The following is a 26,633-nucleotide window of genomic DNA, read 5'->3' as shown; positions in this document are numbered from 1 at the left end:
TGTCGGTAAAGTGGCTTTACCGTGTGCAGGATGAATCGCACCATGACTCAGAATCGTCGTATCGAACGCCATCAGTTGCCCTACTACCTGAAGGTGTTCAACCGTTTCACCGACAAGCCCATGGGCTATATCGGCAACATCTCCCGGGAAGGGCTCCTGATGATCAGTCAGCTGCCCATGCTGGTGAACGCGAGTTTCGAACTTCGGCTGAAGATTCCAGGCCAGGATGGGCAGCTGCACTTCGTCGATTTCGACGCTCGCTGCCAGTGGAGCAACGAAGACGTGACCCCGGGCAACTACGATTCCGGCTTCAGCGTCGCCGAGCCGCCGGCCGAATTCGCCGAACTGATCGGCGTGCTGCAGCACTATTTCACCTTCGGCCGCCTGTCTCAGTCGGCGATCTGAAGGCCGTCGTCTTCCCAGAGTCGCAGCAGGCGGATGTGCAGATCCGCCGTTTCGCTGGCCGCTAGCCAGCGGATCCCCCGTCTACCTAGCCGCGCGGCCAGTCGCTCACTGCGGATCTGCGCCTGCCAGGCCTCGGCATAGCGCCAGGCGCTACGCCAATCGCGAATCTCGCCGGGCTCCGCCACTTGCCGCAGCGAGGTGCCGACCAGCCAGAGCGCCAGGCCGCGTCGCTGCAGATCCAGCCGGGCAAGCCAGTCCACCGTGCTTTCTTCCAGTGGTGCCACCACCACCAGGATACTGCCGGCTCGCGCCTGGCTGCAGAGTCGTGCCAGTGCTGCCTTGAGATCGCCCGCCGGGCCCGAGGCAGGGTCGAGGGTGACCGATGAGTCCAGTGCGCGGGTTGGCGTAGCCGCCGCGACGAGGCGCAATTCGGGATCGAAGCCGTAGAGGCGCACCTCGTTGCCACTGGCCGCGAGACTCTGCCAGAAGCCCAGGGCCTGGTCGCGGTCGCTTTGCCAGGCGGTCTGTCCGTGCGGGGCCTGATTCGCGATCAGCAGGTGCAGGGTGGTGTTAGAGCGGCGCCGTGCCTGGGTCAGGCTAGGACATGCCGGCGGACGTTGCCAGAGGCCTAGCCCTCGCCAGCGTGGGCGCAGGCGCTCCAGCAAGGCAACGGCCAGGAGCAGTCCCGCGCCTGCCGCGGGCAGTCCCTGCCACGACGGTGGCGCGGCCAGACCGAGGATCAGGCTGATCAGGGCCAGGCTGGCCAGCGCCAGCGGGAGGTGGCGACGCGCGATCATGGACGCGGCGCCGGACACTGTCCCAGCAATTTGAGGATCTGGCCGTCGAGGCTGTCACCCTCGAATTCCCGCTCCGGCGTCAGCCGCAGGCGTGGCCGCAGCACGGCGGGCAGCAGCGTACGTACATCCTCGGCGGCGACGCTGTCGCCGCCCCGCAGGAAGGCCTGGGCCTGGGCGAGACGCAGCAGTGCTTGCGCCGCCCGCGGTCCGGCGCCCTGCTCGAAAGCTGGCCATTCCCGGGTGAGGCGCACCAGACGCAAGGCATGCTCCAGCACCGGCTCCGCTATCGGCAGGGCTGCTACCAGGCGCTGCAGGGCTGGCAAGTCCCGCGCTTGCAGCAGAGGGCGCAGGGCCGCCGCCTCCAAGGGATCGGCGTGGCCCAGTTGTACGGCCTGGCGCAAGGCGGCGAGCTCCTGAGGCTCGGCCGGCCACTCCAGGCGCAGTTGCACCAGGAAGCGATCGCGTATTGCCAGGGGCAGGTCGCTGCCCGGCGCGCGGGTGGCAATCACCATGAAGGGCGTGGGCAGAGGCACCTGGCGGCCTTCCAGGCTCAGCTGGCGGCCCTGCAGGGCATCGTCCAGCAGAGTGAGGACCGGGGCCGGCGCGCGGTGCAGGTCCTCGATCAGCACCAGGGAGTTGAACAGCGGTCCGCGGCGCAGACGGGCGCTGTCGCTGCCACTGTCCATGACGATTTCGCCCGCCACGTCGGCCGGATTCTGTGCGGGATGACAATGCAATCGGGCGAAGCCGGCCTCCAGGCTGGCAGCCAGGGTCCGGGCCAGGAGGGTCTTGCCGGCCCCGGTCGGGCCTTCCAGCAGCAGATGACCGCCGGCCAGCAGGGTGGCGAGCAATCCGTCCACGGCGGCATCCTGCTGCGGCAGCACCTTGAGCAGGGCCTGGCGCAGGGCCTGCAGGCGGGTCAGGGCGCGGGCCTTGACGCCCGTTTCGCCAGCGTCCGCCGGGGCAGCGTCGGAAGGGGAGGTGTCGGTCATCGGGATTCCTCAAGAACGGTGGGACGCACGGCCAGGCGCAGGTGGCGCAACTGAGCGACACGGCGGGTGAAGTCTCGACCGGATAGGCGCGCAGGGCTGGGACGCATCGCTTCGCCCACTACCCGGGTGCTCAGGCCGCTCAGGCGGGCGAGATATTGCCAGCGCTCGGCCACCCCCTGGTCGGCGAGTTCCGGGCGGCGGCGTTGTACCTCGCGCTGGATATCGCGTTGCAGGACGCTGATCAGCTCCGCCCCGCGCCCTGCAGGGTGGGTCTCCCGCTGTCGCCACCAGAAGGCCAGCGCCAGACCCAGTAGCACGACTGCCAGGCCGCCGCGTTGCAGGACTTCGAGCCAGAGGGGGACGGGCGGTGCCGGGGCAACGAGGGTCACCGGCGCGCCTTGGGTCAGGTACCACAGCAACCAGGCATTGTCGTACTGAGGGAGCCGGGCGTTGCTCCAGAGCTCGGTATCCGACAGCAGGGTGACGCTGCCGTCGCCCCAGGGCAGCAGCAGCAGATGGGTGGCGCTGGCGCTGCTCGCCCAGGCCACCGCCTGATCGCCGACATCGAACAGATGACGACTGTCGTCGAAGCCCAGGTAGGCAGGGGCATCGTCCTCGGCCAGGTAGAGCTGGGTCAGATTGGGCCAGAGTGGCAGCGCCATGATCGGCTGGGCGGCGCCACTCAGCTCCCGGGTCGGCATGGGGCGCACGCCCAGGGTCGCCGTCAGGGCAAGGGTGCTGTCATCGGCAATGGCCACCAGCCGCCCTCCCGACGCGACCCAGTCCAGCAGCCTTTCGGCATCCTGTTCCGACAGCGGTGGATTGCCGGCCAGCCAGAGTCGCACGCCCCCGCTCATTGGGAGTTCGGCGAGCTGCTCGGGACGGCTGCGCCGGACCAGGCTACCGAAGTGGCTTAGATAGGCCGCCGCCAGGGACAGCGGGTCGGCATCGGTCGCGTTCGCTGCGGCGAGCTGGGTGGCGAGTTGGCGGGCGGTGCGGCTGTCGACTGCCTGATGGATGAGTCGCAGGCTGGCCGGTCCGCTGTCGGCCTGTGGCGGTAGCGGGCAGGACAGGGGCGGCTGTTGGGCGAGGCAGGCAGCGGACAGCGTCAGCGCCCACAACGCGACGCTCAGGCGGCTACCGATGAATCGGCATCTGGCGCGAAGGGAGAGCCGATCGACTGAACGCATGGGTGGTGGCAATACAGGGGGATAAGTCCAGAGCCTAGCGGGTGCGGGCGATCGGGAGCAAGACGCTTGGCGATGCTAGACTGCGGCCATTCCAGAGGAGGGCGGTGTGACTGACAGTATCTTCTGGTACGACTTCGAGACCACGGGGATCGATCCGCGGCGGGATCGTCCGTTGCAGGTTGCAGGGGTTCGTACCGACCTTGAACTCAATGAAATTGGCGAACCGCTCAATCTGCATTGCCAGCTGAGCCCGGATGTCCTCCCGCATCCCTCGGCCTGCCTGGTCACCGGTATCCTGCCGGCTACCCTGCAGCGCCTGGGGCTGCGCGAGCGAGATTTCGTGCAGCGTCTCCATGACGAAGTCAGCCGCCCGCGCACCTGCACCGTTGGCTACAACAACCTGCGCTTCGATGACGAAATGGTGCGGCACAGCCTGTACCGCAACTTCCACGATCCCTATGCCCGTGAGTGGCAGCAGGGTAACAGTCGCTGGGATGTGCTGGGCCTGATCCGGGCAGTCTATGCCTTTCGCCCGGAGGGCCTCACCTGGCCCGAGGAAAACCAGCGGCTGTCCCTGCGCCTCGACCGGTTGACCCTGGCCAACGGCATCGAGCACAGCCAGGCGCACGACGCCCTGGCCGATGTCCGTGCGACCCTCGCCCTGGCACGGCTGGTCAGGCAGCGCCAGCCGCGGCTCTACGACTATCTCTGGACGCAGCGTCAGAAGAAGGCGGCACTCGCACGCATTCGTCTGCTCGAGCCCTTGCTGCATGTCTCCGGTCGCTTCAGCGCCGAGCGTCACTTTCTTGCTCCCGTCCTGCCGCTGGCCTGGCATCCGGTCAACCGCAACGCGTTGATCGTCTGTGATCTCGGCGCAGCGCCGGATCCGCTGTTCGACCTCGATGCCGATAATCTGCGCCAGCGCCTCTACACTCGGCGCGATGCCCTCGCCGAAGGCGAACTGCCGGTCCCCCTCAAGCTGGTGCAGATCAACAAGTGCCCGATCCTGGCGCCCTTCAGCGTCCTGCGTCCTGCGGACACGGAACGCCTGCAGTTCGATCTGGCCGCCGTCTGGCGCACCGTTCGCCGGATTCTCGATCAGCGTGCGAATTGGCAGCCCAAGGTGCAGGCGATCTATAGCGAACCATCCGGTTTTTCCGAGCAGGAACAGGACGCCGAGCTAAGACTGTATGACGGTTTCATCGCGGCTGAGGAACGGCAACTCTGCGATCAAGTTCGTCATTGTTCCGCCGAGCAACTTGGTACTCGAACCTGGGCCTTTCAGGATGAGCGTCATCCGGAACTGTTCTTTCGCTACCGCGCACGTAACTTTCCTGAATTGCTGACGGCGGAAGAGGGGATACGCTGGCGGCAATTCTGTCGGCAGCGATTGCTGAGCGAAGCCGGACAAGGACATATGACCTGTAGTCAATTCCTTGCCTTGAGCGAACAATTGCGTCTTGAAGTGTCCGTCGATGTGCTACCCATTCTCGATGCCTGGTCCGCTCATGTGCGCAGCCTGATTCAGCAACTGGATAGCGACGTTACCACTGCGACCTAAAGTCGCGGCGCTTTGTCACCGATCAAGAGAAGCACGGATAAAGAAAGGGCTTGGATCGGCAAACCGATGAGGTGATCTGCCTAATCCTGCTCGCCACCCTGGCAGACTAGGGAATGGGCACGAGTAGGTGGAGGTTTGAGCAGGTTGCTGAACGTGCGCAGGGTAGGAGCAGGTATTGCTGGCGCCTGAGGCCCTGCACTGGCCGTAGCGCTGGTAAGAAGGCAAGAAAAACGCCGGCAAGCCGGCGTTCTCCGATCAATCCAGCAGGGTAGCCCAGGACTCGACGTCGTCGGAGCCCCACTTGGCCTTCCACTCTTTCAAGGTCTTGTGATTGCCGCCCTTGGTTTCGATCACTTCGCCATTGTGCGGATTCTTATACTGCTTAACTTTGCGCGCACGCTTGGGGGTGGCAGTGTTGCTGGCCTTGTTGGTGCGAGCCTGACGCGCGGGTTTGGCTTCGGTGTCGAGAATGCCGATGATGTCGCGCAGGGACTTCTGATACTCACCCATCAGCGAACGCAGTTTCTTTTCGAACTCCAGTTCGCGCTGCAGTTTGTCATCCTGTTGCAGCGACTTCAGGCGCTCCTGCAGTTCCTTGATGGCTTCTTCGGTCTGGCGGTATTCATTGATGAGTGACATAAACGGCCTTTGTTCTGAAATGATGCAGAGGTGAAAGTCTGCAGCAATCATAGATTGGCTATCGGGATAAGTAAACGGTCTTGGATATAGGCGTTCATTAGTCATTTGAGTGCGGCATTAATGGATTTGCCAAGTCGCCTGCAACTTTAAACGGAATATCCATGGAACTTGTCAGGTGACGACTGGCCGCTTTCGATTATCCACTGGTCTCCTGGGGCCTGTGTGCGGAGCCCGGCGCCGCTCGACGCTGCCAGCGACTGCGCCTAGAATGCAGCCCCTTTTCGCTCGAGGTTGTGCTATGCAAACGTTTCGTCTGGTGATCGCCTGTCCGGACGGGGTAGGTATCGTGGCCAAGGTCAGCAACTTCCTGGCGACCTATAACGGCTGGATTACCGAAGCGAGTCATCATTCGGATACGGAGAGTGGCTGGTTCTTCATGCGCCATGAGATCCGCGCCGATTCACTGCCCTTCGATCTGGCAGGTTTTCGCCAGGCCTTCTCGCCCATCGCGCGAGAGTTCTCCATGCAGTGGCGGATCACCGACTCGGCCCAGCGCAAGCGCGTGGTGCTCATGGCCAGCCGCGAATCCCACTGCCTGGCGGACCTGCTGCACCGCTGGCACAGCGGCGAGTTGGATTGCGAGATTCCCTGTGTCATCTCCAACCACGACACCCTGCGTAGCATGGTCGAATGGCACGGTATTCCCTTTTTCCATGTGCCGGTCGATCCCGCCAACAAGCAGCCGGCCTTCGACGAGGTCTCGCGGCTGATCGATCTGCACCAGGCGGATACCGTGGTGCTGGCGCGCTACATGCAGATCCTGCCGCCCGATCTCTGCGCCCGCTACGCCCATCAGGTGATCAACATCCACCACAGCTTCCTGCCGTCCTTCGTCGGCGCCAAGCCCTATCACCAGGCCGCGCTGCGGGGCGTGAAGCTGATCGGCGCCACCTGCCACTATGTGACCGAAGAGTTGGATGCCGGTCCGATCATCGAGCAGGACGTGGAACGTGTCAGCCATAGAGACAATGTCGAGGACATGGTGCGGCTGGGCAAGGACGTCGAGAAGATGGTGCTGTCGCGCGGGCTGAGATACCACCTGCAAGAGCGGGTCATGGTTCATGGCAACAAGACCGTCATCTTCGACTGACCGCGATCTCCAGGCGGCGCCCGGCACTGCGGAGCCGCCGCCGCGCCTGGGCGAAGGCTGCCTCGCCCGCTATGACCTGCAGGCCATGACGGACGAGGACGGCGCGGACTTCAGCGCAGCGGCCGCGCTCTGGCGTCAGCTACAGGCGTCGGCAGGCCACGCGGATGCAGCGCCAGATGACGCGCATTCCAAAGGCTCCGCTCAGTCGTCCTGAGCGGTCGCCTCGGCAGCGGTCTTGGCCTTGTGGTCGGCGATCTTGCGCACTTCCGAGGCGAATACTTCGTCCTGCACGGTAGGACGCTTCTTCCAGGGTTTGCGATCGGGTTTGGGCTGAGCGGCGTAGGTGACGATTTCGCCACCGTAGACATCTTGATAGCGCTGGGCCTGGCGTTCCAGTTCAGCGCGCAGTTGATCTTTGGTCACGGGTTCGATCTTGTTCGAGTATCGCGAGGGGCGAGCGGTCGCGGGGACCGCTCGAAGCCGGTGCGCGCTTGGCGCGGCTGCGGAGTCTAGCCGCCGCGACGCCCTTTGCCTATCCCGCTCACGCGAGGATCCGCATCGACAGATCGATCGCCTTGACGTCCTTGGTCAGGGTGCCGATGGAAATGTAGTCGACGCCGGTCTGGGCGATGCCGAGCAGGGTGTCTTCGTTGACGCCCCCGGAGGCCTCCAGCTTGGCCCGGCCGGCGGTCAGGGCCACCGCCGTGCGCATGTCGGCCAGGCTCAGTTCGTCCAGCATGACGATGTCCGCACCCGCGGCCAGGGCCTGTTCCAGTTCCTGCAGATCCTCCACCTCGACCTCCACCGGGCGCCCCGGTGCCAAGTGGCGAGCGGCATCCACGGCCTGGGCGATGCCGCCACAGGCGGCGATGTGGTTTTCCTTGATCAGGAAGGCGTCGAACAGCCCGATCCGGTGGTTGTAGCAGCCGCCGCAGGTGACCGCGTATTTCTGGGCGCGGCGTAGGCCAGGCAGGGTCTTGCGAGTGTCCAGCAGGCGCACGGCCGTGTCCTGTACCAGGTCGGCATAGTGCCGGCAGCGGGTGGCGGTGCCGGACAGCAGCTGCAGGAAGTTGAGGGCGCTGCGCTCGCCGGTGAGCAGGGCCCGCGCCGGCCCCTGGAGTTCGAACAGCACCTGGTCAGGGGCGACCCGGTCACCATCCGCCACCTGCCAGCTGACGGTCACCTGCGGATCCAGGACGCGGAACACCTCGTCGACCCAGGCGCTGCCTGCCACGACCGCCGCTTCTCGGGTGATGACGCGCGCCCGGGCGTGCTGCTGGGCAGGAATCAGGCCCGCCGTGAGATCGCCGCTGCCAACGTCTTCGCGCAGGGCTGCGGCGACGTTTTCAGTGATGACCTGGGCAAGATCGGACAGGGTAGCGCTGGACATTGAGGGACTCCGATAGGGGGCTGCAGGAAGCGGACGGGCAACTTTAGGGGAGGTTGACGATCTGAGATAGACAACGTTGAATCATTCGAAGGGCAGGCGCTGGCTGACAGGTGCCTTGTGAACCCGGTCATGTACTGCGCAGATGCCGATTGGTCGATGCCGTTGCAGAGCAAATAATGGCACATCGACAACGTTTCACCTCGCGGCCAGGGCGGCCAACGTTGTTCAATGCTCCTGTAGTGGAACGCGATTCAGCCGAACGCAAGGACGGTTGTGGGAGGCGGTGGTGCAGAACGACGTAAATGTGGTTCATTTCAAGGCGCTCGGGGAATCTTCTTCCCGATTGCCTGCTGTGCTTTTACCGGTCAGGGATCGCGCCGCTCAGCGACTCAACACCTCTTTGCAGCAGCTGTTCGACAATGCCGACGATGCCCTCTTCGAAATGGCCGATCGGGCCGGCAGCAACCAGGAACAAAGCCTCTACTTCGAAGCGATGCGTGATCTGCGCCTGAGACGCAAGAGCATCGAGCGCAGCTTTCTCCAGCAATATTTCGAACGCTTCGCCGCGCTGAACAATCTCGTTGGCAGCAAGCCAGAGATGCGCCTGGACAGCGTCTCCTACGAAGACCTGAGTCTGGTGCAGAACGACGCCCTGGAAGAGAGCGTGGCGGTGGACACCATGGTGGCCAAGGCGCTCAGCAACAACGCCATGGCCATCAGCCACCTGACCATCAGATTCAACACCCAGCTGTCCAGCAAGCTGGATGACGCGACTCATCCCCTGGGACCGCGCCGCCTGTGCGAGGCCTTCGTCGAGGCCTGCCGCGATCTCGACACCGACATCAAGGTCAAGTTGATCATCTACAAGCTGTTCGAGCGCTTCGTGCTCAATGGCCTTGGTCAGCTGTACGCGGAATCCAATCGGCAACTGGTCGATGCCGGGGTACTGCCCCAGCTCAAGGCCATTCCGCAGCAGGTACCGGGCCGCTCGTCCAAGGGGTACAGCGGGCGCACGTCGGCCCACGTCAACAGCGAAGACGATGGTCAGGAGCTCTTCGGCACCCTGCAGGGCCTGCTGGCCCAATTGCGATCCCCGGGCAGTGCCACCCTGGGGGGCGGAAGAGCCAGCGACGAGGGCGCCGCGACCGGCGATGGCCAGGTCATCACCAGCTACGACCTCATGCGTCTGCTGTCGCACCTGCAACAGCAGATATCCAGTCAGTCCCTGGACGGTTACGACCTGAAGGCGCAGTTGGGCGTGGCGCTGGGCCGCATCAGCGAGCGCTCGGGTCGAAAGCGCGTGGTGGGGCAGGTCGACGAAGACGTCATCAATCTGGTGGCGATGCTGTTCGAATTCATTCTCGATGACCTCACCCTGCCGGACTCGCTCAAGGCCCTGATCGCCCGTCTGCAGATTCCCATGCTCAAGGTGGCGGTCCTCGACAAGACCTTTTTCAGCCGTGGCAGCCATCCGGCGCGCCGCCTGCTCAACGAGATCGCCGCGGCCTCCCTGGGCTGGGGTGAACAAAGCGATCTGCAGCGCGACGGTCTCTATCAGAAGATCGAGCAGATCGTGCAGCGCCTGTTGAGCGACTTCGTCGACGATCCAGAAATCTTTGCCGAATTGCTGGCCGACTTCATGGCCTATGTCAGCGATGAACAGCGCCGTAGCGAGCTGCTGGAACAGCGCACCCGTGACGCCGAGGAAGGCCGGGCCCGTGCCGAGATCGCCCGGTTGCAGGTGGAGCACGTGCTGAGTCAGCGCCTGCAGGAGCATCAGTTGCCAGGCGCCGTGCAGCGCGTGTTGCGCGAGGCCTGGAGCCAGGTGCTGTTACTGACCTGCCTGAAGCAGGGCTACGACTCCAGCGAATGGCGCGCGGCCCTGAAGACCATGGACGATCTGATCTGGAGCATCCAGCCGCACCACGACGTGGCCTCACGGCAGCGGCTGCTGGAAATGGTGCCCGGTCTGCTCAAGGCCTTGCGCGAAGGCCTGGCCAGCGCGGCCTTCGATCCCTTCTCCACCTCTGAATTCTTCACCGAGCTCGAGTCCCTGCACGTACAGACCTTTCAGCAGACGCGCCCCGAGCTGGCGGAAGCGTCGGCGACTCCGGATGTGGTGGCGGCCGCGCCGACGCCGGTCCCTGCCGACGAACCCTTCGAGCTGCCGCGGGCAGGCGAACGGATCGCAGGCCTGACCGCCGAGTCCCTGGAGTGGGTGGATAACCTGTCGGTTGGCGCCTGGCTGGAAATCCTCGACGTCGAGCAGAAGTTGCGCTGCAAGCTGGCCGCGGTCATTCGCCCCATGGGGCGGCTGGTGTTCGTCAATCGCACCGGCATGAAGGTCCTGGATCGCACTCGCGAGGAACTGGCGCTGGATTACCAGGAAGGCCGGGTACGGCTGCTCGACGATGCCCTGCTGTTCGATCGCGCCATGACCTCGGTGATCGGCAACCTGCGTGGTCAGTCGCCGTCCTGAAGCGGTTGTGGAATGAAAAAAGCCGTCCCAAGGACGGCTTTTTTTATGCCTGAGTCAAGGGCTCAGTGCAGCTTCAGGCGTGGCTCGGTCTTGCGTCTCAGGTGATCGCCGGCAAACAGCGCCAGGGCCCGCAGTGGGCCATAGAGGGCGACCTGGTGCATCCGGTAGAGCGAGACATAGAAGGTCCGCGCCAGCCAGCCTTCCAGGGTCAGGCTGCCGAGGGCGCCACCCATGAGATTGCCCACCGCGCTGAAGCGCGACAGCGAGATCAGCGAGCCGTAGTCCTTGTAGACATAGTCGGGCAACGGCTTGCCTTCCAGGCGCGCCTTGAAGGTCTTGACCAGCAGCGAGGCCTGCTGGTGGGCGGACTGGGCGCGGGGCGGTACGGTACGAGTGTCGCCCGGGGTGAGGGGGCAGGCCGCGCAGTCGCCGAGGGCGAAGACATCGGGATCGCGGGTGGTCTGCAGCGTCGAATTCACCACCAGCTGGTTGATGCGATTGGTCTCGAGGCCAGCCAGGTCCTTGAGAAAGGCCGGTGCGCGGATACCGGCGGCCCAGACCTTGAGACTGGCCGGGACGAATTCGCCAGCGGTCTGCAGGCCGTCGGCCCGGACTTCCTTGACCGCTGAGCTGGTCAGCACCCGGACACCGAGCTTTTCCAGGGTCCGCTGCGCCTGGCCGGCGAGGCGCTCCGGCAGGGCCGGCAGGATGCGCGGACCAGCCTCGACCAGGGTGATGCGCAGGTCTTCGGGGCGGATGCGGTCCATGCCATAGGCCTGCAGCTCTTCGGCGGCATTGCGCAGCTCGGCGGCCAGCTCCACGCCGGTGGCGCCGGCACCGACGATGGCCACCTCGATGAATTCACCCGGCTGCTCGCTGACGTGGGCGCGCAGGTAGTGAGTCAGGAGCTTGCGGTGGAAGCGTTCGGCCTGGGCACGGGTGTCGAGGAAGATGCAATTTTCCGCAGCGCCCGGGGTGCCGAAATCGTTGGTGGTACTGCCGATGGCCAGCACCAGGGAGTCATAGCCGATCTCCCGCTCCGGGACCAGGATGGCGCCGTCGTCCTCGATCGCCGCCAGCTGCACCTTGCGACGCTCGCGATCCAGGCCGGTCATGCGCCCGAGCTGGAAGTCGAAGTGGTTCCACTTGGCCTGGGCGACGTAGCTCAGCTCGTCCTCGGTGGAGTTGAGCGAGCCGGCGGCCACCTCATGCAGCAGGGGTTTCCACAGGTGGGTGGCGTTGGCGTCGATCAGCACGATCTGCGCCTGGTCGCGCTTGCCCAGGCTACGGCCCAGGCGGGTAGCCAGTTCCAGGCCGCCGGCGCCGCCGCCGACGATAACGATGCGATGGGTCATGGAGAGCACTCTTGGAGAAGGAAAGCCTTGGCCGGTCCGGGCGCGTCGCCGCAAGCGGGCGCAGCCCCGGGCCGGACGAAATCAGGGGTCGTCGCGCCGTATGGGGATCGCGGTATCTGAAGAGGAAGATGGGCGAGAACTGGTGGTTTTCAAGGGAAACAGCCTGCATCTACCCAGGTGGCGATGTCCGCGGCGACGAGAGGTGGCGCTAGTTTAACCGGGCTGGCCCGGCCATTCGACCCTAGGGAAACTGGGGTCAATCCAGCACCTGTACTCGATCACCCAGGCGGATGATGCCGCTCTCCAGCACCCGGGCGGTGAGTCCGCCATGACCCCGCATGGCCTGGAAGGTACCTGCGCCCAGGCGTTCTTCCAGACGTGCGCAGGGCTGGCACCAGCCGGTGGTTTCCAGCACCGCCTGGCCGATGCGGAAGCGGCGATTCTTCAGGCTGAAGAGATTGATTCCGGCGATGGCCAGGTTGCGTCTGAGATCGGCCGGCGCCACGGGTGTGCCGATCAGGGCCGCGACCACTGGCAGATGCTCCCATTGAATGAGGGTGACCTGGCGCTGGTTGCGTGGGGTAGGGCGGGCATGATCGCCGGTAAGACCCGCATCCCGGCGCGCTTCCACCGCCTCGATCTCGACCATGGGCGCGCGCGAGGCGGGTCGCACACCGATCCAGCGCACCTCGCCGGACTGGGGAACCTGGGCGAGCAGTTCTTTGAGCGGAATCATGGGTTCCTCGATGCGATGGGTGGTGCCAGCCTGAGCGGTAGGGCAGGATAGCGGCCCTGATAGATCGCTCAAGAGAGGATGCCATGCGCGCAAGAGTTCTGGCGTTGTTGCTGTCGTGTCTGCTGCTGCCGCTGTCCGCCCTGGCGCTCGAGCCGGGCGAACGTGTCTCGCCCTTCACCCTGCTCGACCAGCGGGATCAGCCCTATACCTTCGACGATCAGCTGCAGGTGTTGCTGGTCGCCCGCAGCATGAGTGGCTCCGGGCTGGTAAAGGAAGCCATGCGCGACCAGCCCGCGAACTATATCGACGGCACCCGGGTGGCTTATATCGCCGACATCAGCAGCATGCCGGCTGCCATTACCCGGATGTTCGCCGTGCCGGCCATGCGCAAGTACGGCTACCGGGTGCTGCTCGATCGCGAATCGCGCGTCGTGCCACGCTTCCCGGGGGATGCCGACAAGGTGCTCTGGGTGACCCTCGACCATGGCCGCTTCGTCAGCCAGCGCGAATTCAGCGACGCCAATGCCCTGCGCGACGCGCTCAAGGCCAAGGCGCGCTGATGGACAGGGTGTTCGTCGATGGCTGGTATCGCGAGGCGCGACTCTGCCCTTCGCCCAACCATAACGAACGACCGCCCGGGACGGAGATGTCCCTGCTGGTGATCCACAACATCAGCTTGCCGCCTGGGCAGTTCGGCACCGGTTGCGTCCAGGCCTTCTTCCAGAACTGCCTGGATCACTCGGCCCATCCCTTCTTTGCGGAAATCGCCGAGCTGAAGGTGGCTGCTCACTTTCTCATCGAGCGCGACGGGGTGGTGACCCAGTTCGTGTCCTGCGAACAGCGGGCCTGGCACGCCGGGGTGTCCTGCTTCGACGGTCGTGAGAATTGCAATGACTTTTCCCTCGGCATCGAACTGGAAGGCACCGATGAGCTGGCCTACACCGATGCTCAGTACCGTGCCCTGGGGCGGTTGACGAGGGCGTTGCAGCGGACCTATCCGGCGATCACCGCCGAGCGTATCCAGGGCCACAGCGACATTGCGCCGGGGCGCAAGACCGATCCGGGGCCAGCCTTCGACTGGCAGCGCCTGGAGGCCGAGTTGCAGCCTGGCGAGGATTAGGCCGGCGGGTCTGCCTCCCAGCCGAACACCGCGCAGGCATTGCGCGTGGTGGCGGCGGCCAGGGTCTCGGCAGAGACCTGCCACAGCGGCGCCAGGGCGGCGCAGATGGCTGGCAGATGGGTTGGACTGTTGCGCACGTCCGGGTGCATGGCCGGCGGCATATCGGGCGCGTCCGTTTCCAGCACGATGCCATCCAGTGGCAGCTGCGGTAGCACGCGCTGCAGCCGTCTGGCCTGGGGCCAGGTGGGGGCGCCACCCAGACCGATCTTGAAACCCAGGCGCAGGTATTCACGGGCTTCTTCGTAGCTGCCGGAAAAGGCATGGGCAATGCCGGCGCGTGGCGGCTTGAGGCGTTTCAGAATCTTGACCACATCGGCATGGGCGCGGCGCACGTGCAGCAGCACCGGCAACTCCAGCTCCATGGCCAGGCGCACCTGCTGCTCGAAGAACCAGGCCTGGCGCGGCTTGTCCGGTGTCTCGATGAAATAGTCCAGACCGATCTCGCCGATTGCGCAGAGGCGGGGATCTGGCCGATGGTCCAGGCAGAAGGTCCTGAGCGCCTCGATATCGGCCTCCTGATGGCGGTGCAGGTATAGCGGATGCAGGCCTGGGGCCGCATAGAGGCCGTCATGGGCTGTTGCAACCCTCCAGAGTTGCGGCCACTGGCTACGCTCGACACCGATCAGTACCTGGCGCACCACGCCGATTCGCGCGCATTCGGCCAGCAGCGCGGGCCGCTCGGCGTCGAAGCCCGGGTAGTCCAGGTGGTTGTGGGTGTCGATCAGCAGGCTCATGACAGGCGGCGTTTGAGAACCCTTGGAATGGCTTGGACACCGGGCAGGTAGTGGTCGTTTTCCAGGGCGTCCAGCATCAGCTCCAAGGCCCGCTCGGTGATGACCTCGTGTTGCTGGGAAATGGCGTTGACCTTGAACGGCAGGTAGTCGAGCAACTGGGTGTCGCCAAAGGTCGCCAGGCGCAAGGTGTTGCCCTCGGCCAGCGGATGATCGCGCAGCACGTCCAGCACGCCTTGCAGCAGCACATAGGAGGTGGCCAGCAGGGCGTCGGGCCAGTGGCCGAGTTCCTCGATCATCGCCTGGGCCTGAGCGCGGCCGCCGTCGCGACTGTAGTGAGGGGCATGACGCTCCCAGTGGCGCGCCGGGTGATCGGCAAGGGCGGCGGCGAAACCGGCGGCGCGCTCGCGGCTGATGACCAGGTCCGGGCGGGCGCCGATCAGGGCGATGCTGTGGGTGTCCGGGGTCAGCAGGGTGGCCGCCAGCTGGCGGCCGGCGGTGTGGTCGTCGCTGACCACCGAGCAGAACTGCGCGGGATCGAGCTGGCGATCGATGGCGATGATCGGGATGTTGTGTTCCTGCAGCTGTCGGTAGGGCGCGTCGTCCTCGGCCAGGCTACTGGCGGTGAACAGGCCATCGCAGCGACGGGCGCGAAACAGCGCGATGAGCTGGCGTTCGCTGTCGGGATTGTCGTCGGTGCAGGCGATCAGCAACTGATAGCCACGCGCTCGCGCACGTCGCTCCAGCTGTTTGGCCAGACGGGCGTAGCTTGGGTTTTCCAGGTCGGGCAGCAGAAAGCCCAGGGTGTGGGTCGCCCCGCGGCGCAGGCCGGCAGCGCGTTGATCAGGCTGATAGCCGTGGGCCTCGACCACGGCCATGACTCGCGCCACGGTCGCGGCACTGATGCGCCTTTGCGCTGCCTTGCCATTGATGACATAGCTGGCGGTGGTAAGGGATACGCCGGCCAATTGGGCGATGTCGCTAAGTTTCACGCCTGTTCCTCATCGGACCTGAATCGCCTGTGCTGTACGCCATGAACGAGACGGTCTTTATTGTGTGTTGTGCTTCAAGGATCGGCGATTATCGAGTAACGTTCCAGTCCCATTGGGTGAAACGTTTCAGCTTTCTGTTGTCCGAGGGCTGGCACGAATCTGCCAAGGGCCCTGCCACGCCTCTCCCGACGCGATTGCAGGGCTGAGCGAGCCGGCAAGCATCTATTACAAGAAAGGCACGGCGCCAGGATCGGGCGCGCGGCGCCGGAGGTATCCTTCCATGTTCGAACTCAATGCCCAGCATATCCGCATGGCCCAGCAGGCGCCGGACAAGGCGACCGCCCTGGCCATGCTCGCCGAGTCCCTGGTGGCCGATGGCCTGGTCGCCCCGGGTTATCTCGAGGGGCTCAAGGCCCGCGAGGCCCAGGGCTCCACCTACCTCGGCCAGGGTATCGCCATTCCCCACGGTACGCCTCAGACCCGCGACCAGGTGCATGTCACCGGCGTACGGATGATGCAGTTTCCGCACGGGGTGGACTGGGGCGACGGTCAATTGACCTACCTCGCCATCGCCATCGCCGCCAAATCCGACGAACACCTGCGCATCCTGCAGCTGCTGACCCGCGCCCTGGGCGAAAGCGACCTGCAACAGGCCTTGCGCGATGCCCGCGAGCCCCAGCAGATCCTCGATCTGCTGCAGGGCGCGCCTCAGGCGCTGGCGCTGGACGAAGAACTGGTCCAGCTGGCCATCGACGCCGAGGACCTGGAAGACCTGGCCTGGCAGGGTGCGCGCATGCTCAAGCACATGGAATGCGTGGGCGCCGGTTTTGCCGGTGCGTTGCAGGCCAGCCAGCCGCTGCCCCTGGGCGATGGCCTCTGGTGGCTGAACAGCGAAACCGCCGTGAAGCGTCCCGGTCTGGCGTTCGTCACCCCGCTCCAGACCCTGCAACTCGAGGACCAGCCGGTGCGTGGCCTGTTCTGCCTGGCCAGCCTCGGCGAGGGCCATCGCGCACTGCTCGAACGTCTCTGCGATCTGCTCGTCGCCGGCCGTGGTCAGGAACTGGCCCAGGCCACCTCGCGTCGTGCCGTGCTCCAGGCTCTGGGGGGCGAAGTGGCCCCCGACTGGCCCAGCGCCCAGGTGGTGCTGGCCAACGCCCATGGCCTGCATGCCCGTCCGGCCAAGGAGCTGGCGCGGCTGGCCAAGGCCTATGACGGCGAGATCCGCGTGCGCGTCGACGCGGGCGCCCCGGTTTCGGCCAAGAGCCTGTCGCGCCTGCTGGCCCTGGGCGCTCGGCGCGGCCAGACCCTGGAATTCCTGGTCGAACCCGGTACCCCGGCCGAAGCCGCGCTCAACGATCTGATCGGCGCGGTGCAGGCTGGTCTTGGCGAAGAGGTCGAGCCGGTCACCGCCAGCGCCCCGGCAACGGCCGCTGCCTCCCGGGTCACCGCCATCAGCCTGGTGGACCCCTCCGAACAACTGCCGCTGGCCCCGGGCGATCACGCCCAGGCGGTGGCCGCCGCACCGGGCCTGGCCGTGGGGCCAGCCCATGTGGTGGCGCCCCAGCAATTCGACTATCCCACCACCGGGGAAGGCGCCGCCGCCGAACGGCAGCGGCTGGATACCGCCCTGGCCGTGGTGCGCACCGATATTGAAGCGCTTATCGCACGCAGCGAGGCCAGTGCCCTGCGCGAGATCTTCCTGACCCACCTGGAGATGCTGGAAGACCCGGACCTGCAGCAGGGCATCACGGCCCGGCTCAAGGCCAACGCCAGCGCCGCGGCTGCCTGGGATGCCCAGATCGAAGCGGCGGCCAGCCAGCAGGAGGCTTTGCACGATCGGCTGCTCGCCGAACGCGCCGCCGATCTGCGCGACGTTGGTCGCCGGGTGCTGGCCCAGCTGTGTGGCGTCGAATCCGCCCGCGAACCCGAAGAACCCTATGTGCTGGTGATGGACGAGGTTGGCCCTGGTGATGTCGCCCGACTGGATCGCGAGCGCGTCTGCGGCATCCTCACCGCCCGCGGCGGCGCCAGCTCCCACAGCGCCATCGTCGCCCGCGCCCTGGGCATTCCGGCCATCGTCGGCGCTGGGCGCCGCGTGCTGGATCTGGCGCCACGCAGCGTGCTGCTGCTGGATGGCGACAAGGGCACCCTGGAAATCGCTCCGGATGCCAGTCGTATCGAGGCCGTGCAGCGTGAGCGCGAGGTCCAGGCCGAGCGCCGTCGCGCCGCCGAGGCCCGCCGTTTCGAAAGCGCCACCACCCGCGACGGCCATCAGGTCGAGATCGCCGTGAACCTGGGCGACACCGCCCAGGCCGCCGCCGCAGTGGAGCAGGGCGCCGAAGCCGTCGGCCTGCTGCGTACCGAGCTGGTGTTCATGAGCCATGACGCTGCGCCCGATGAGGCGACCCAGGAGCAGGAATACCGCCGCGCGCTGGATGGTCTCGCCGGCAAGCCGCTGGTGGTCCGTACCCTGGACGTCGGCGGCGACAAGCCGCTGCCCTATCTGCCGTTGCCGCCGGAAGAGAATCCCTTCCTCGGCATTCGCGGCATCCGCCTGACCCTGCGCCGCCCGGAACTGCTGGAAACCCAGCTGCGCGCCCTGCTCAAGGCCGCCGATGGTCGGCCGCTGCGGATCATGTTCCCCATGATCGGGCGGGTGGAGGAGTGGCGCCAGGCGCGCGACGTGCTCGACCGCCTGCGCCAGGAGATCCCCACCACCGATCTGCAGGTCGGCATCATGATCGAGGTGCCCTCGGCCGCGCTGCTGGCGCCGGTCTTGGCCCCGGAAGTGGACTTCTTCAGCGTCGGCACCAACGACCTCACCCAGTACACCCTGGCCATCGACCGTGGCCATCCGCTGCTGTCCGGCGAGGCCGATGGCCTGCACCCCAGCGTACTGCGCCTGATCGACATGACGGTGCGCGCCGCCCATGCCCATGGCAAGTGGGTGGGTGTCTGTGGCGAGCTGGCGGCCGATCCTCTGGCGGTGCCGGTCCTGGTCGGCCTGGGCGTGGACGAGCTGTCGGTCTCGGCGCGTAGTGTGCCGCTGGTCAAGGCCCGGGTGCGCGAACTGGAACTGCGCCTGGTGCAGTCCTGCGCTGCGCGAGCCCTGGAGCTGGCCACCGCCGACGAAGTCCGGCAAAGCGTGGAGGCCCTGCGATGAGCCGCATCCTCACCCTGACCCTCAACCCGGCGCTGGACCTCACCGTGCAGTTGCCGGCGCTCAAGCCTGGCGCGGTGAATCGCAGCGAGGCGGTGATCGTCCATGCCGCCGGCAAGGGCATCAATGTCGCCCAGGTGCTGGCCGATCTTGGCCACGAACTGACGGTGAGCGGCTTTCTCGGCGCCGACAACGCGTCGGCCTTCGAGGCCCTGTTCGCCCGTCGCGGCTTCACCGACGCCTTTGTCCGGGTGCCCGGCGAGACCCGCAGCAACCTCAAGCTGGCCGAGGCGGCTGGCCGCATCACCGACATCAACGGGCCTGGCCCGGAGGTGTCCGCTGCCGCCCAGCAGGAATTGCTGGAAACCCTGGATCGCCTGGCCCCCGGCCATGACGCCGTGGTGCTGGCGGGCAGCCTGCCGCGCGGGGTGACCCCCGAGTGGCTGGCCGCCCTGGTCGGGCGCCTCAAGTCGCTGGGCCTGCCGGTGGCGCTGGATACCAGTGGCGCCGCCTTGCGTGCCGCCCTGGCCGCCGGCCCCTGGCTGATCAAGCCTAATACCGAAGAGCTGGCCGAAGCCTGTGGTGCCCCGGCCGAGACCGCTACCGAGCAGGCGCTGCTGGTCGAACAGCTGCGCGCCCTGGGCATCGAGCACCTGGTGATCTCCCAGGGTGCCGACGGCGTGCGCTGGTATGGCGCCCAGACCCTGGAGGCGCAGCCGCCCACCGTCACCGTGGCCAGCACCGTTGGCGCAGGGGATTCCCTGCTGGCCGGCATGCTGCACGGCCTGCTCACCGGCCAGTCGCCCGAACGCACCCTGACCACGGCCACCGCCATCGCGGCCCTGGCGGTCACCCAGATCGGCTTCGGCATTAACGATCCCGCGCAACTCGCCATCTTTGAAGAGCAGGTGCAGGTGCGTGTCCTTCCCGACTTTCCGTTAGAACAAGAATCAGGGGTAACCCCATGAACATCGCTATCGTCACGACCTGCCCGACCGGCATGGTCACCAGCGTGCTCAGCGCACGTCTGCTGGACGCCGCCGCCCAGCGCCGCGGCTGGACCACCAGTGTCGAGATCCATGACGGCCCCGAGGCCACCCTGCTGACCGACGACCAGGTGGCCCGCGCCGAACTGGTGGTGGTGGTCCACACCGGCGCAGTCGATCTGTCGCGCTTCGTCGGCAAGCGTGTCTACCGCGCCGCCCCGGCAGAGGCCCTGCGCGACGTCGATGCCTTCCTGCAACGTGCCACCAGCGAAGCCAAGGTGCTGGAGCAGGCACCGGCCGCCACTGGCGCTGCGCCGAGCGCGTCGGCCACTGCCAGCGAGACGCCACGGCTGGTGGCCATCACCGCCTGCCCGACCGGGGTCGCCCATACCTTCATGGCCGCCGAGGCGCTGCAGAACGCGGCCAAGAAGCTTGGTTATCGCCTGCATCTGGAAACCCAGGGCTCGGTGGGGGCGCGCAATCCGCTGCCGGCCGAGGCCATCCGCGAGGCCGACGTGGTGCTGCTGGCCACCGACATCGAGGTCAACGTCGAGCGCTTCGCCGGCAAGCGCGTCTATCGCTGTGGGACTGGTGTGGCGCTCAAGCAACCCGAGGCGACCATCAAGAAGGCCCTGGCCGAAGGCGAGACCCTGGCCGGCAGCGCCGCGACGGCAGCGGGCGAGGGCGCCAAGCCCGCGAAGAAAGAGAGTGCGGGTGTCTACAAGCACCTGCTCACCGGGGTGTCCTACATGTTGCCGATGGTGGTGGCGGGCGGTCTGCTGATCGCGCTGTCCTTCGTCTTCGGTATCGAGGCCTTCAAGGAGCAGGGCACCCTGGCGGCGGCCCTGATGCAGATCGGTGGTGACTCGGCCTTCAAGCTGATGGTGCCGGTACTGGCCGGCTACATCGCCTATTCCATCGCCGACCGCCCGGGGCTTGCACCCGGCATGATCGGCGGCTGGCTGGCGGCCAGTCTGGGCAGCGGCTTCATTGGCGGCATCATCGCCGGCTTCCTGGCCGGCTACGTGGCCAAGGCCATCGCCCAGCACGTTCGCCTGCCCGCCAGCGTCGAGGCGCTCAAGCCGATCCTGATCATCCCGCTGTTCGCCAGCCTCATCGTCGGCCTGGTGATGATCTATCTGGTCGGCACCCCGGTGGCCGGCGCCCTGAGTCGTCTCACCGACTTCCTCAACAACCTGGGCACCAGCAACGCCGTGCTGCTCGGCCTGATCCTCGGCGCCATGATGTGCATCGACTTCGGTGGCCCGATCAACAAGGCGGCCTATGCCTTCACTGTCGGCCTGCTGGCGTCCAAGACCTACGGGCCGATGGCCGCCACCATGGCCGCCGGCATGGTGCCGCCCATCGGCATGGGTATCGCCACCCTGCTGGCGCGGCACAAGTTCGCCCAGAGCGAGCGCGAGGCGGGCAAGGCGGCCTCGGTGCTGGGCCTGTGCTTCATCTCCGAAGGCGCGATTCCTTTCGCCGCCAAGGACCCACTGCGGGTGATCCCGGCCAGCGTGATCGGCGGGGCCCTTACCGGTGCCCTGGTGATGCTGTTCAACTGCAAGCTGATGGCGCCGCACGGCGGCCTCTTCGTGCTGCTGATCCCCAATGCCATCAGCCATGCCTGGCTGTACCTGGGCGCCATCGCCGCCGGCAGTCTGGTGACCGGCGTCATCTACGCGGTGCTCAAGCGCAACGAAGCGGCAACGGAGCTGGTGCCCGCCGCCTGATCCAGGCGCTGGTAATACCGCGGTAACAAGAGGTTACACTGGGAGGCTTCCGCCTCCTGGTGCCCTCGTTTCCATGTCCGATCCCGTCTTTCCCGATACCGATCCCGAAGTCGCCGCCCGGCGTCGGTTGCATCTGCTGCGCCATCGCCGACGGCGTCGGCTGCGCCAGTGGCGCCAGCGCATCGCCTTCTGGGTCGGCGCGGTGCTGGTGGGTCTGGCCGGTCTGGCCTTCGCCTGGCTGGCCGATGCCTCCTTCGGCCTCTTTCAGAAGATGTTGCAGCACAGTGCGATCTGGCCCTGGTTGGTGACACCCCTGGGTTTTGCGCTGCTGGTCTGGCTGACGCAAGGCGCGCTGCGCGATGCCCGCGGCAGCGGCATTCCCCAGGTCATCGCCACCCTCGAACGACCCGAAGCGGACCTGCGTGCGCGCCTGCTGGCGCCGCCCATCGCCCTCGCCAAGCTGCTGCTTACCGCCGGTGCCCTGCTGGTGGGCGGCTCGGTGGGGCGTGAAGGGCCCACCGTGCATGTCGGCGCGGCCCTGCTCTATGGCTTCGGCAAGCGCCTCGGGTTGCACGGGCGCAGAACCCTGTCCGGACTGATCCTCGCCGGCGGCGCCGCCGGAATCGCCGCGGCCTTCAACACGCCCCTGGGCGGGGTGGTCTTCGCCATCGAGGAGCTGACTCACACCTTCGAGCAGCGTTTCAGCGGCCTGGTGCTCACCGCCGTACTGCTCGGCGGCATCGTCACCCTGGGTATCGTCGGCCCCTACAGCTACCTCGGCGCCCTGGATCTGCGCCTGACCTGGGGCCTGGGCTGGATCGGGGTAGCCGTCATCGGGGTCGTCGGTGGACTGCTGGGTGGCTGCTACGGTCGCCTGGTGCTGCCCACCGACCAGGGCTGGCTCGGTCGCCTCAACGCCCTGCGTGGTCGACGCCCGGTCGCCTTCGCCGCAGGCTGCGGGCTGGTGTTGGCGGCCCTGGGGCTGATCTCCGGTCAGCATGTGTTCGGTACCGGCTATGCCGAGACCCATGCCATCCTGGCCGGCGAACCCGTGACCGGGGGCGACTTCCTGCTATGGAAATTCCTCGCCAACGTCGTTTCCTATCTGGCCGGGGTGCCGGGTGGCCTGTTCTCGCCCTCGCTAGCGGTCGGTGCGGCCCTGGGGCCCTGGCTGGTCGACTGGCTGCCCGGTATCAGCCTGGCGCAATGCGCCCTGCTGGGGGTGGCCGCCTATCTCGCCGGCGTCACCCGCACGCCGCTGACCGCCACCGTCATCACCCTGGAGCTGGCCCATAGCCCGGACATGGCGTTGCCGGTGCTGGCGGCCTGCCTGCTGGCCGCTGCCGTTTCCGGCTGGCTGATGCCGGTGCCGCTTTACCATGCGCTGTCGCAGCAGGTGCTCAATGCCCTCACGCCCCGGCGGAACTAGGCCCTAGCGCCCACCACCGATGTCCAGCAGCGCGCCGGTGGTGTAGGAGGCTTCATCCGTCAGCAGCCAGAGGATGCCGGCCGCGATCTCTTCGGCCTCACCCGCGCGGCCTAGCGGAGTAGTCACGCCCAGGCGCTCGGCGCGTCCCGGCTGGCCGCCACTGGCGTGGATGTCGGTGAGGGTGACGCCCGGTCGCACGGCATTGACGCGCACCCCGTGCGGCCCGAGCTCCTTGGCCAGGCCAAGGGTCAGGGTATCCAGCGCCGCCTTGCTGGCGGCGTAGTCGACATATTCGTTGGGCGAGCCCAGGCGCGCGGCGATGGACGAGACGTTGACGATGGCGCCACCGCGACCGCCCCGTTCGCGGGATAGGTGGCGGGCCGCCTCGCGGGCGCAGAGAAAGGCGCCATAGACGTTGACCTCGAACATCCGCCGCAACCGCTCGGCGCTCATCTCCACCAGCGGCTGCGAGCGGTCGACGATACCGGCGTTGTTGACGAAGCCGTCCAGCCCGCCAAAGCGCGCCACCGTGTGCTCGAACAGTGCCACCACCTCGGCTTCATCGGCGACGTCGGCACGCAAGGCCAACCCTTCCGCACCCTGGGCTTCGATCTCGGCCAGGGTGGCCTGGGCCGCGGCCTCATCCTGACGATAGTTGAAGGCGACATTCCAGCCGCGAGCGGCGGCGCCAATGGCCGTGGCACGGCCGATACCGCGACTCGCACCGGTGATGAGCAGGGTCTTGCGCATGATGGAAACCTCGGTCTAGAGAGAGGAGAGGGGTAACGTCTAACCGTCTGATGGGTCGAAAAAAGCTTGGACGTCCCCTTCGTTTCGCCTAAAAGTAAGGCGAACGGCACGCGCCGCATTATCCGCGGCCACTTCGAGATCTGATTCCCAGGCTTGTCTGAAAAGTCACCGAGTGAAGGTGAGGCAAGGCAAAAATCAGCGAAGAAGCGCAGTTTACGAGCGGTAAATGAGCATTCTGAGTTGATTTTTAACGCAGCGTCACCGATGCGCAGGTACTTTTCAGACAAAGCTCAAGCGCTTGCAGAGGTCAATCCTGATGACAAGACCCCGCTTCATCTCGCCCAACGAAGTTTCCGCGCTCCGTACCAACATCCTCTCCAAGCTCACCTATGCCGTCGGCAAGGACCCCGACAACGCCCTCGACCACGACTGGTTCCAGGCCACCGCCCTGGCGGCCCGCGACTACATCGTCGATCGCTGGATGAGTCGCACCCGCGACGCCTATCGCACCGGCCAGAAGCGGGTCTACTACCTCTCCCTAGAATTCCTCATCGGTCGGTTGCTGATCGACAGCCTGTCCAACCTCGGCATCCTCGAAGAGACCCGCCGCGCCCTGGCCGACCTGGGTGTCGACCTGGAGCGTATCCGCGGGCTGGAGCCGGACGCCGCCCTGGGCAACGGCGGCCTGGGTCGCCTGGCCGCCTGCTTCATGGAGAGCATGGCCACCCTGGGCATCGCCAGCCATGGCTACGGCATTCGCTACGAGCACGGCCTGTTCCGCCAGGTGATCGCCGATGGCTTCCAGCTGGAGCAACCGGAAAACTGGCTGGATTTCGGCAACCCCTGGGAATTCGAACGCGCCGAGGTGGTGTACGAGATCGGCTTTGGCGGCCATGTCGCCCCCTATGGCGAAGGCGATCCGCGGCGCCAGGTGTGGACGCCCGGCGAGCGCATCCGTGCGGTGGCCTATGACACCCCGGTGATCGGCTGGGGCGGGGAGGGCGCAAATACCCTGAGACTCTGGCGTGCGCGGCCGCTGGAGATCCTCCACCTGGAAACCTTCAACGCTGGCGACCACGTCGGTGCCGTGGCCAACGAGGCCCGCGCCGAGAGCATCTCGCGGGTGCTCTATCCGGCTGACAGCAGCGAAGCCGGCCAGGAGCTGCGCCTGCGCCAGGAGTACTTCTTCGTCGCCGCCTCCCTCGCCGACCTGACCCGCCGCCATCTCAAGCAGCACAACGACCTGCTCAGCCTGCCCGAGCACGTGTCCATCCAGCTCAACGACACGCACCCGGCCATCGCCGTGGCTGAGCTGATGCGGCTGCTGGTGGACGTCCACGGCATTCCCTGGGACGCCGCCTGGAGCACCACCGTCGGCACCCTCAGCTACACCAACCATACCCTCCTGCCCGAGGCGCTGGAGACCTGGCCGGTGCAGCTGATGGAGCGTCTGCTGCCGCGGCACATGCAGATCATCTACCTGATCAACGCCCAGTTCCTTGACTCCCTGCGCGCCCGCGGCGAGACGGATGGCGCCATGATCTCCTATGTCTCCCTGATCGACGAAAGCCAGGGCCGCCGGATACGCATGGGCAATCTGGCCTTCCTCGGCTCCCACAGCATCAACGGCGTGTCCGGGCTGCATACCGACCTGATGCGCAAGACGGTTTTCCGCTCCTTGCACCGGCTCTATCCGGATCGCATCAACAACAAGACCAACGGCATCACCTTCCGCCGCTGGCTGCACCAGGCCAATCCGGCGCTCACCGACCTCCTGGTGGATACCCTCGGTCAGGGCGTGCTGCACGACCCCGAAAAGACCCTGCCGCACCTCAAGCCCTATGCCAACGACAGCAACTTCCGCGAGCGTTTCGCCCTGCAGCGCCAGCGCAACAAGGACACCTTCGTCGGTCTGGTGAAGCAGCGGATGGAGATCGATCTCGATCCCGGCGCGCTGTTCGACGTCCAGATCAAGCGTATCCACGAGTACAAGCGGCAGCTGATGAATCTGCTGCAGACCATTGCCCTCTACCAGGCAATCCGCGACAACCCCAATGGCGACTGGACGCCGCGGGTGAAGATCTTCGCTGGCAAGGCTGCGGCCAGCTATCACCAGGCCAAGCTGATCATCAAGCTGGCCAACGACGTGGCCAAGGTGGTCAACAACGATCCCCTGACCCGCGACCTGCTCAAGGTGGTCTTCCTGCCCAACTACAACGTCAGCCTCGCCGAGGTCATCATCCCGGCGGCGGATCTGTCCGAGCAGATTTCCACTGCCGGCATGGAAGCCTCCGGCACCAGCAACATGAAGTTCGGCCTCAATGGCGCCCTCACCATCGGCACCCTGGACGGCGCCAACGTGGAGATGTGCGAGCTGATCGGTGAGGAGCACATGTTCATCTTCGGCCTCAAGGCAGCCGAGGTGGAGGAGCGCCAACGCAGTGGTGGCATCTCCTCGGACATCATCGAGAATTCGCCCCGGCTTGCCCAGGTACTGGCAGGGCTGCGCGCCGGGCAGTTCTCGCCCGAGGAGCCGGCGCGCTACAACAGCCTGCTGGACGTCCTGACCTGGCACGACCGCTTCCTGGTCTGCGCCGACTTCGACGCCTACTGGGATGCCCAACGCCAGGTCGAAACCCGCTGGCAGCAGCCGGACAAGTGGTGGCAATCGGCGGTGATCAACACCGCCAGCATGGGCTGGTTCTCGTCGGACCGTACCATCCGCGAATACGCCACGGAGATCTGGAGGGCGTTGTAGCCGAGTACGTTTCGCGGCCATGGCGGCGATAGACCGTAGGTTGGGTTGAGACGGCTCCATCGTCGAAGCCCAACATTGCCGCTCCCCGAGGCGACGTTGGGCTTCGCTACGCTCAACCCAACCTACGGGGGCCGGCCATGGCCGCGATCAACTACCCCCGGTTGAGAACCCCCGCCTTCCACGACGTCTACATCCTTGCAGCCTCCGCCTCGCAAGC

Annotated in this window: 22 protein-coding genes; 11 read left to right on the top strand and 11 right to left on the bottom strand. The window is 66.2% G+C overall.

What is annotated here, in order from left to right:
* The first annotated feature begins 42 nt into the window (after positions 1-42).
* Positions 43-405 (top strand): PilZ domain-containing protein, encoded by a 363-nt coding sequence (locus tag PJ259_RS11050; RefSeq protein WP_059316936.1) that lies wholly within the window; start codon positions 43-45, stop codon positions 403-405.
* On the opposite strand, the gene PJ259_RS11045 is transcribed toward PJ259_RS11050, so the two are convergent.
* From PJ259_RS11045 to PJ259_RS11035, 3 genes are read right to left on the bottom strand one after another with little or no spacing between them, the layout of a single operon-like run.
* Positions 390-1,202, bottom strand: a complete 813-nt coding sequence (locus PJ259_RS11045) for a hypothetical protein (protein ID WP_271655770.1) — start codon at positions 1,200-1,202, stop codon at positions 390-392. The genes PJ259_RS11050 and PJ259_RS11045 overlap by 16 nt on opposite strands.
* Positions 1,199-2,194: an AAA family ATPase gene (locus PJ259_RS11040; RefSeq protein WP_059315951.1), complete on the bottom strand. Its 996-nt coding sequence runs from the start codon at positions 2,192-2,194 to the stop codon at positions 1,199-1,201. Before PJ259_RS11040 ends, PJ259_RS11045 begins: the two co-directional genes overlap by 4 nt.
* Complete coding sequence (locus PJ259_RS11035; RefSeq protein ID WP_237140534.1) at positions 2,191-3,384, bottom strand: DUF4350 domain-containing protein; 1,194 nt, start codon at positions 3,382-3,384, stop codon at positions 2,191-2,193. The genes PJ259_RS11040 and PJ259_RS11035 overlap by 4 nt, the downstream gene beginning before the upstream one ends.
* 106 nt (positions 3,385-3,490) lie before the next feature.
* On the opposite strand from PJ259_RS11035, the gene sbcB reads away from it, so the two are divergent.
* Positions 3,491-4,945: an exodeoxyribonuclease I gene (gene sbcB / locus PJ259_RS11030; protein ID WP_271655769.1), complete on the top strand. Its 1,455-nt coding sequence runs from the start codon at positions 3,491-3,493 to the stop codon at positions 4,943-4,945.
* 255 nt (positions 4,946-5,200) lie between these two features.
* On the opposite strand, the gene mvaT is transcribed toward sbcB, so the two are convergent.
* Positions 5,201-5,584: a histone-like nucleoid-structuring protein MvaT gene (gene mvaT, locus PJ259_RS11025; protein WP_059315949.1), complete on the bottom strand. Its 384-nt coding sequence runs from the start codon at positions 5,582-5,584 to the stop codon at positions 5,201-5,203.
* Between the two features lie 298 nt (positions 5,585-5,882).
* Between mvaT and purU the strand changes: the two genes are divergently transcribed.
* The gene (gene purU / locus PJ259_RS11020) at positions 5,883-6,734 is read left to right on the top strand and encodes a formyltetrahydrofolate deformylase (RefSeq protein ID WP_271655768.1); all 852 of its coding nucleotides are present in this window, start codon (positions 5,883-5,885) and stop codon (positions 6,732-6,734) included.
* A 201-nt stretch (positions 6,735-6,935) separates the two neighbouring features.
* On the opposite strand, the gene PJ259_RS11010 is transcribed toward purU, so the two are convergent.
* Both PJ259_RS11010 and nadC read right to left on the bottom strand, forming a co-directional pair.
* Positions 6,936-7,157 (bottom strand): hypothetical protein, encoded by a 222-nt coding sequence (locus PJ259_RS11010; RefSeq protein WP_059315947.1) that lies wholly within the window; start codon positions 7,155-7,157, stop codon positions 6,936-6,938.
* 118 nt (positions 7,158-7,275) lie between these two features.
* Positions 7,276-8,124, bottom strand: a complete 849-nt coding sequence (gene nadC / locus PJ259_RS11005) for a carboxylating nicotinate-nucleotide diphosphorylase (protein ID WP_271655766.1) — start codon at positions 8,122-8,124, stop codon at positions 7,276-7,278.
* A 286-nt stretch (positions 8,125-8,410) separates the two neighbouring features.
* Here nadC and PJ259_RS11000 point away from each other — a divergent pair, with 286 nt between their 5' ends.
* Positions 8,411-10,603 (top strand): DUF1631 domain-containing protein, encoded by a 2,193-nt coding sequence (locus tag PJ259_RS11000; RefSeq protein WP_271655765.1) that lies wholly within the window; start codon positions 8,411-8,413, stop codon positions 10,601-10,603.
* Positions 10,604-10,665: 62 nt separating this feature from the next.
* On the opposite strand, the gene PJ259_RS10995 is transcribed toward PJ259_RS11000, so the two are convergent.
* Both PJ259_RS10995 and PJ259_RS10990 read right to left on the bottom strand, forming a co-directional pair.
* Positions 10,666-11,958, bottom strand: coding sequence for an NAD(P)/FAD-dependent oxidoreductase (locus tag PJ259_RS10995; protein ID WP_059315945.1), 1,293 nt, complete (start codon positions 11,956-11,958; stop codon positions 10,666-10,668).
* Between the two features lie 256 nt (positions 11,959-12,214).
* The gene (locus PJ259_RS10990) at positions 12,215-12,694 is read right to left on the bottom strand and encodes an MOSC domain-containing protein (protein ID WP_068383365.1); all 480 of its coding nucleotides are present in this window, start codon (positions 12,692-12,694) and stop codon (positions 12,215-12,217) included.
* An 83-nt stretch (positions 12,695-12,777) separates the two neighbouring features.
* Between PJ259_RS10990 and PJ259_RS10985 the strand changes: the two genes are divergently transcribed.
* Positions 12,778-13,254, top strand: a complete 477-nt coding sequence (locus tag PJ259_RS10985) for an FAD/FMN-containing dehydrogenase (protein WP_174523147.1) — start codon at positions 12,778-12,780, stop codon at positions 13,252-13,254.
* Positions 13,254-13,814 (top strand): 1,6-anhydro-N-acetylmuramyl-L-alanine amidase AmpD, encoded by a 561-nt coding sequence (gene ampD / locus PJ259_RS10980; RefSeq protein ID WP_271655764.1) that lies wholly within the window; start codon positions 13,254-13,256, stop codon positions 13,812-13,814. Before PJ259_RS10985 ends, ampD begins: the two co-directional genes overlap by 1 nt.
* Here the strand turns inward: ampD and PJ259_RS10975 are convergent.
* Both PJ259_RS10975 and cra read right to left on the bottom strand, forming a co-directional pair.
* Positions 13,811-14,608: a TatD family hydrolase gene (locus tag PJ259_RS10975; RefSeq protein WP_059315941.1), complete on the bottom strand. Its 798-nt coding sequence runs from the start codon at positions 14,606-14,608 to the stop codon at positions 13,811-13,813. The genes ampD and PJ259_RS10975 overlap by 4 nt on opposite strands.
* Positions 14,605-15,597, bottom strand: coding sequence for a catabolite repressor/activator (gene cra / locus PJ259_RS10970; RefSeq protein WP_059315940.1), 993 nt, complete (start codon positions 15,595-15,597; stop codon positions 14,605-14,607). Before cra ends, PJ259_RS10975 begins: the two co-directional genes overlap by 4 nt.
* 280 nt (positions 15,598-15,877) lie before the next feature.
* Here cra and ptsP point away from each other — a divergent pair, with 280 nt between their 5' ends.
* The 4 genes from ptsP to PJ259_RS10950 all read left to right on the top strand — a co-directional run bounded on the left by ptsP (position 15,878) and on the right by PJ259_RS10950 (position 22,908).
* Positions 15,878-18,760 (top strand): phosphoenolpyruvate--protein phosphotransferase, encoded by a 2,883-nt coding sequence (gene ptsP / locus PJ259_RS10965; protein WP_271655763.1) that lies wholly within the window; start codon positions 15,878-15,880, stop codon positions 18,758-18,760.
* Positions 18,757-19,725 carry a 1-phosphofructokinase gene (gene pfkB / locus PJ259_RS10960; RefSeq protein WP_271655762.1) on the top strand — a complete coding sequence of 323 codons (969 nt, stop codon included), beginning with the start codon at positions 18,757-18,759 and terminating at the stop codon, positions 19,723-19,725. The genes ptsP and pfkB overlap by 4 nt, the downstream gene beginning before the upstream one ends.
* Positions 19,722-21,479, top strand: coding sequence for a PTS fructose-like transporter subunit IIB (locus tag PJ259_RS10955; RefSeq protein ID WP_271655761.1), 1,758 nt, complete (start codon positions 19,722-19,724; stop codon positions 21,477-21,479). The genes pfkB and PJ259_RS10955 overlap by 4 nt, the downstream gene beginning before the upstream one ends.
* A gap of 73 nt (positions 21,480-21,552) precedes the next feature.
* Entirely contained in the window at positions 21,553-22,908 is a 1,356-nt protein-coding gene (locus tag PJ259_RS10950; protein WP_059315936.1) for a chloride channel protein, read from the top strand.
* A gap of 3 nt (positions 22,909-22,911) precedes the next feature.
* On the opposite strand, the gene PJ259_RS10945 is transcribed toward PJ259_RS10950, so the two are convergent.
* Positions 22,912-23,658 (bottom strand): SDR family oxidoreductase, encoded by a 747-nt coding sequence (locus tag PJ259_RS10945; protein ID WP_271655760.1) that lies wholly within the window; start codon positions 23,656-23,658, stop codon positions 22,912-22,914.
* Positions 23,659-23,974: 316 nt separating this feature from the next.
* Between PJ259_RS10945 and PJ259_RS10940 the strand changes: the two genes are divergently transcribed.
* Positions 23,975-26,416 (top strand): glycogen/starch/alpha-glucan phosphorylase, encoded by a 2,442-nt coding sequence (locus PJ259_RS10940; protein WP_059315934.1) that lies wholly within the window; start codon positions 23,975-23,977, stop codon positions 26,414-26,416.
* The last annotated feature ends 217 nt before the right edge of the window (positions 26,417-26,633 follow it).

The organism is Pseudomonas sp. JBR1, from assembly GCF_028198185.1.
Classification (GTDB): domain Bacteria; phylum Pseudomonadota; class Gammaproteobacteria; order Pseudomonadales; family Pseudomonadaceae; genus Chryseomonas; species Chryseomonas oryzihabitans_E.
The sequence above is the reverse complement of the archived record's forward strand: the minus strand, read 5'-3'. Positions and strand labels throughout refer to the sequence as shown.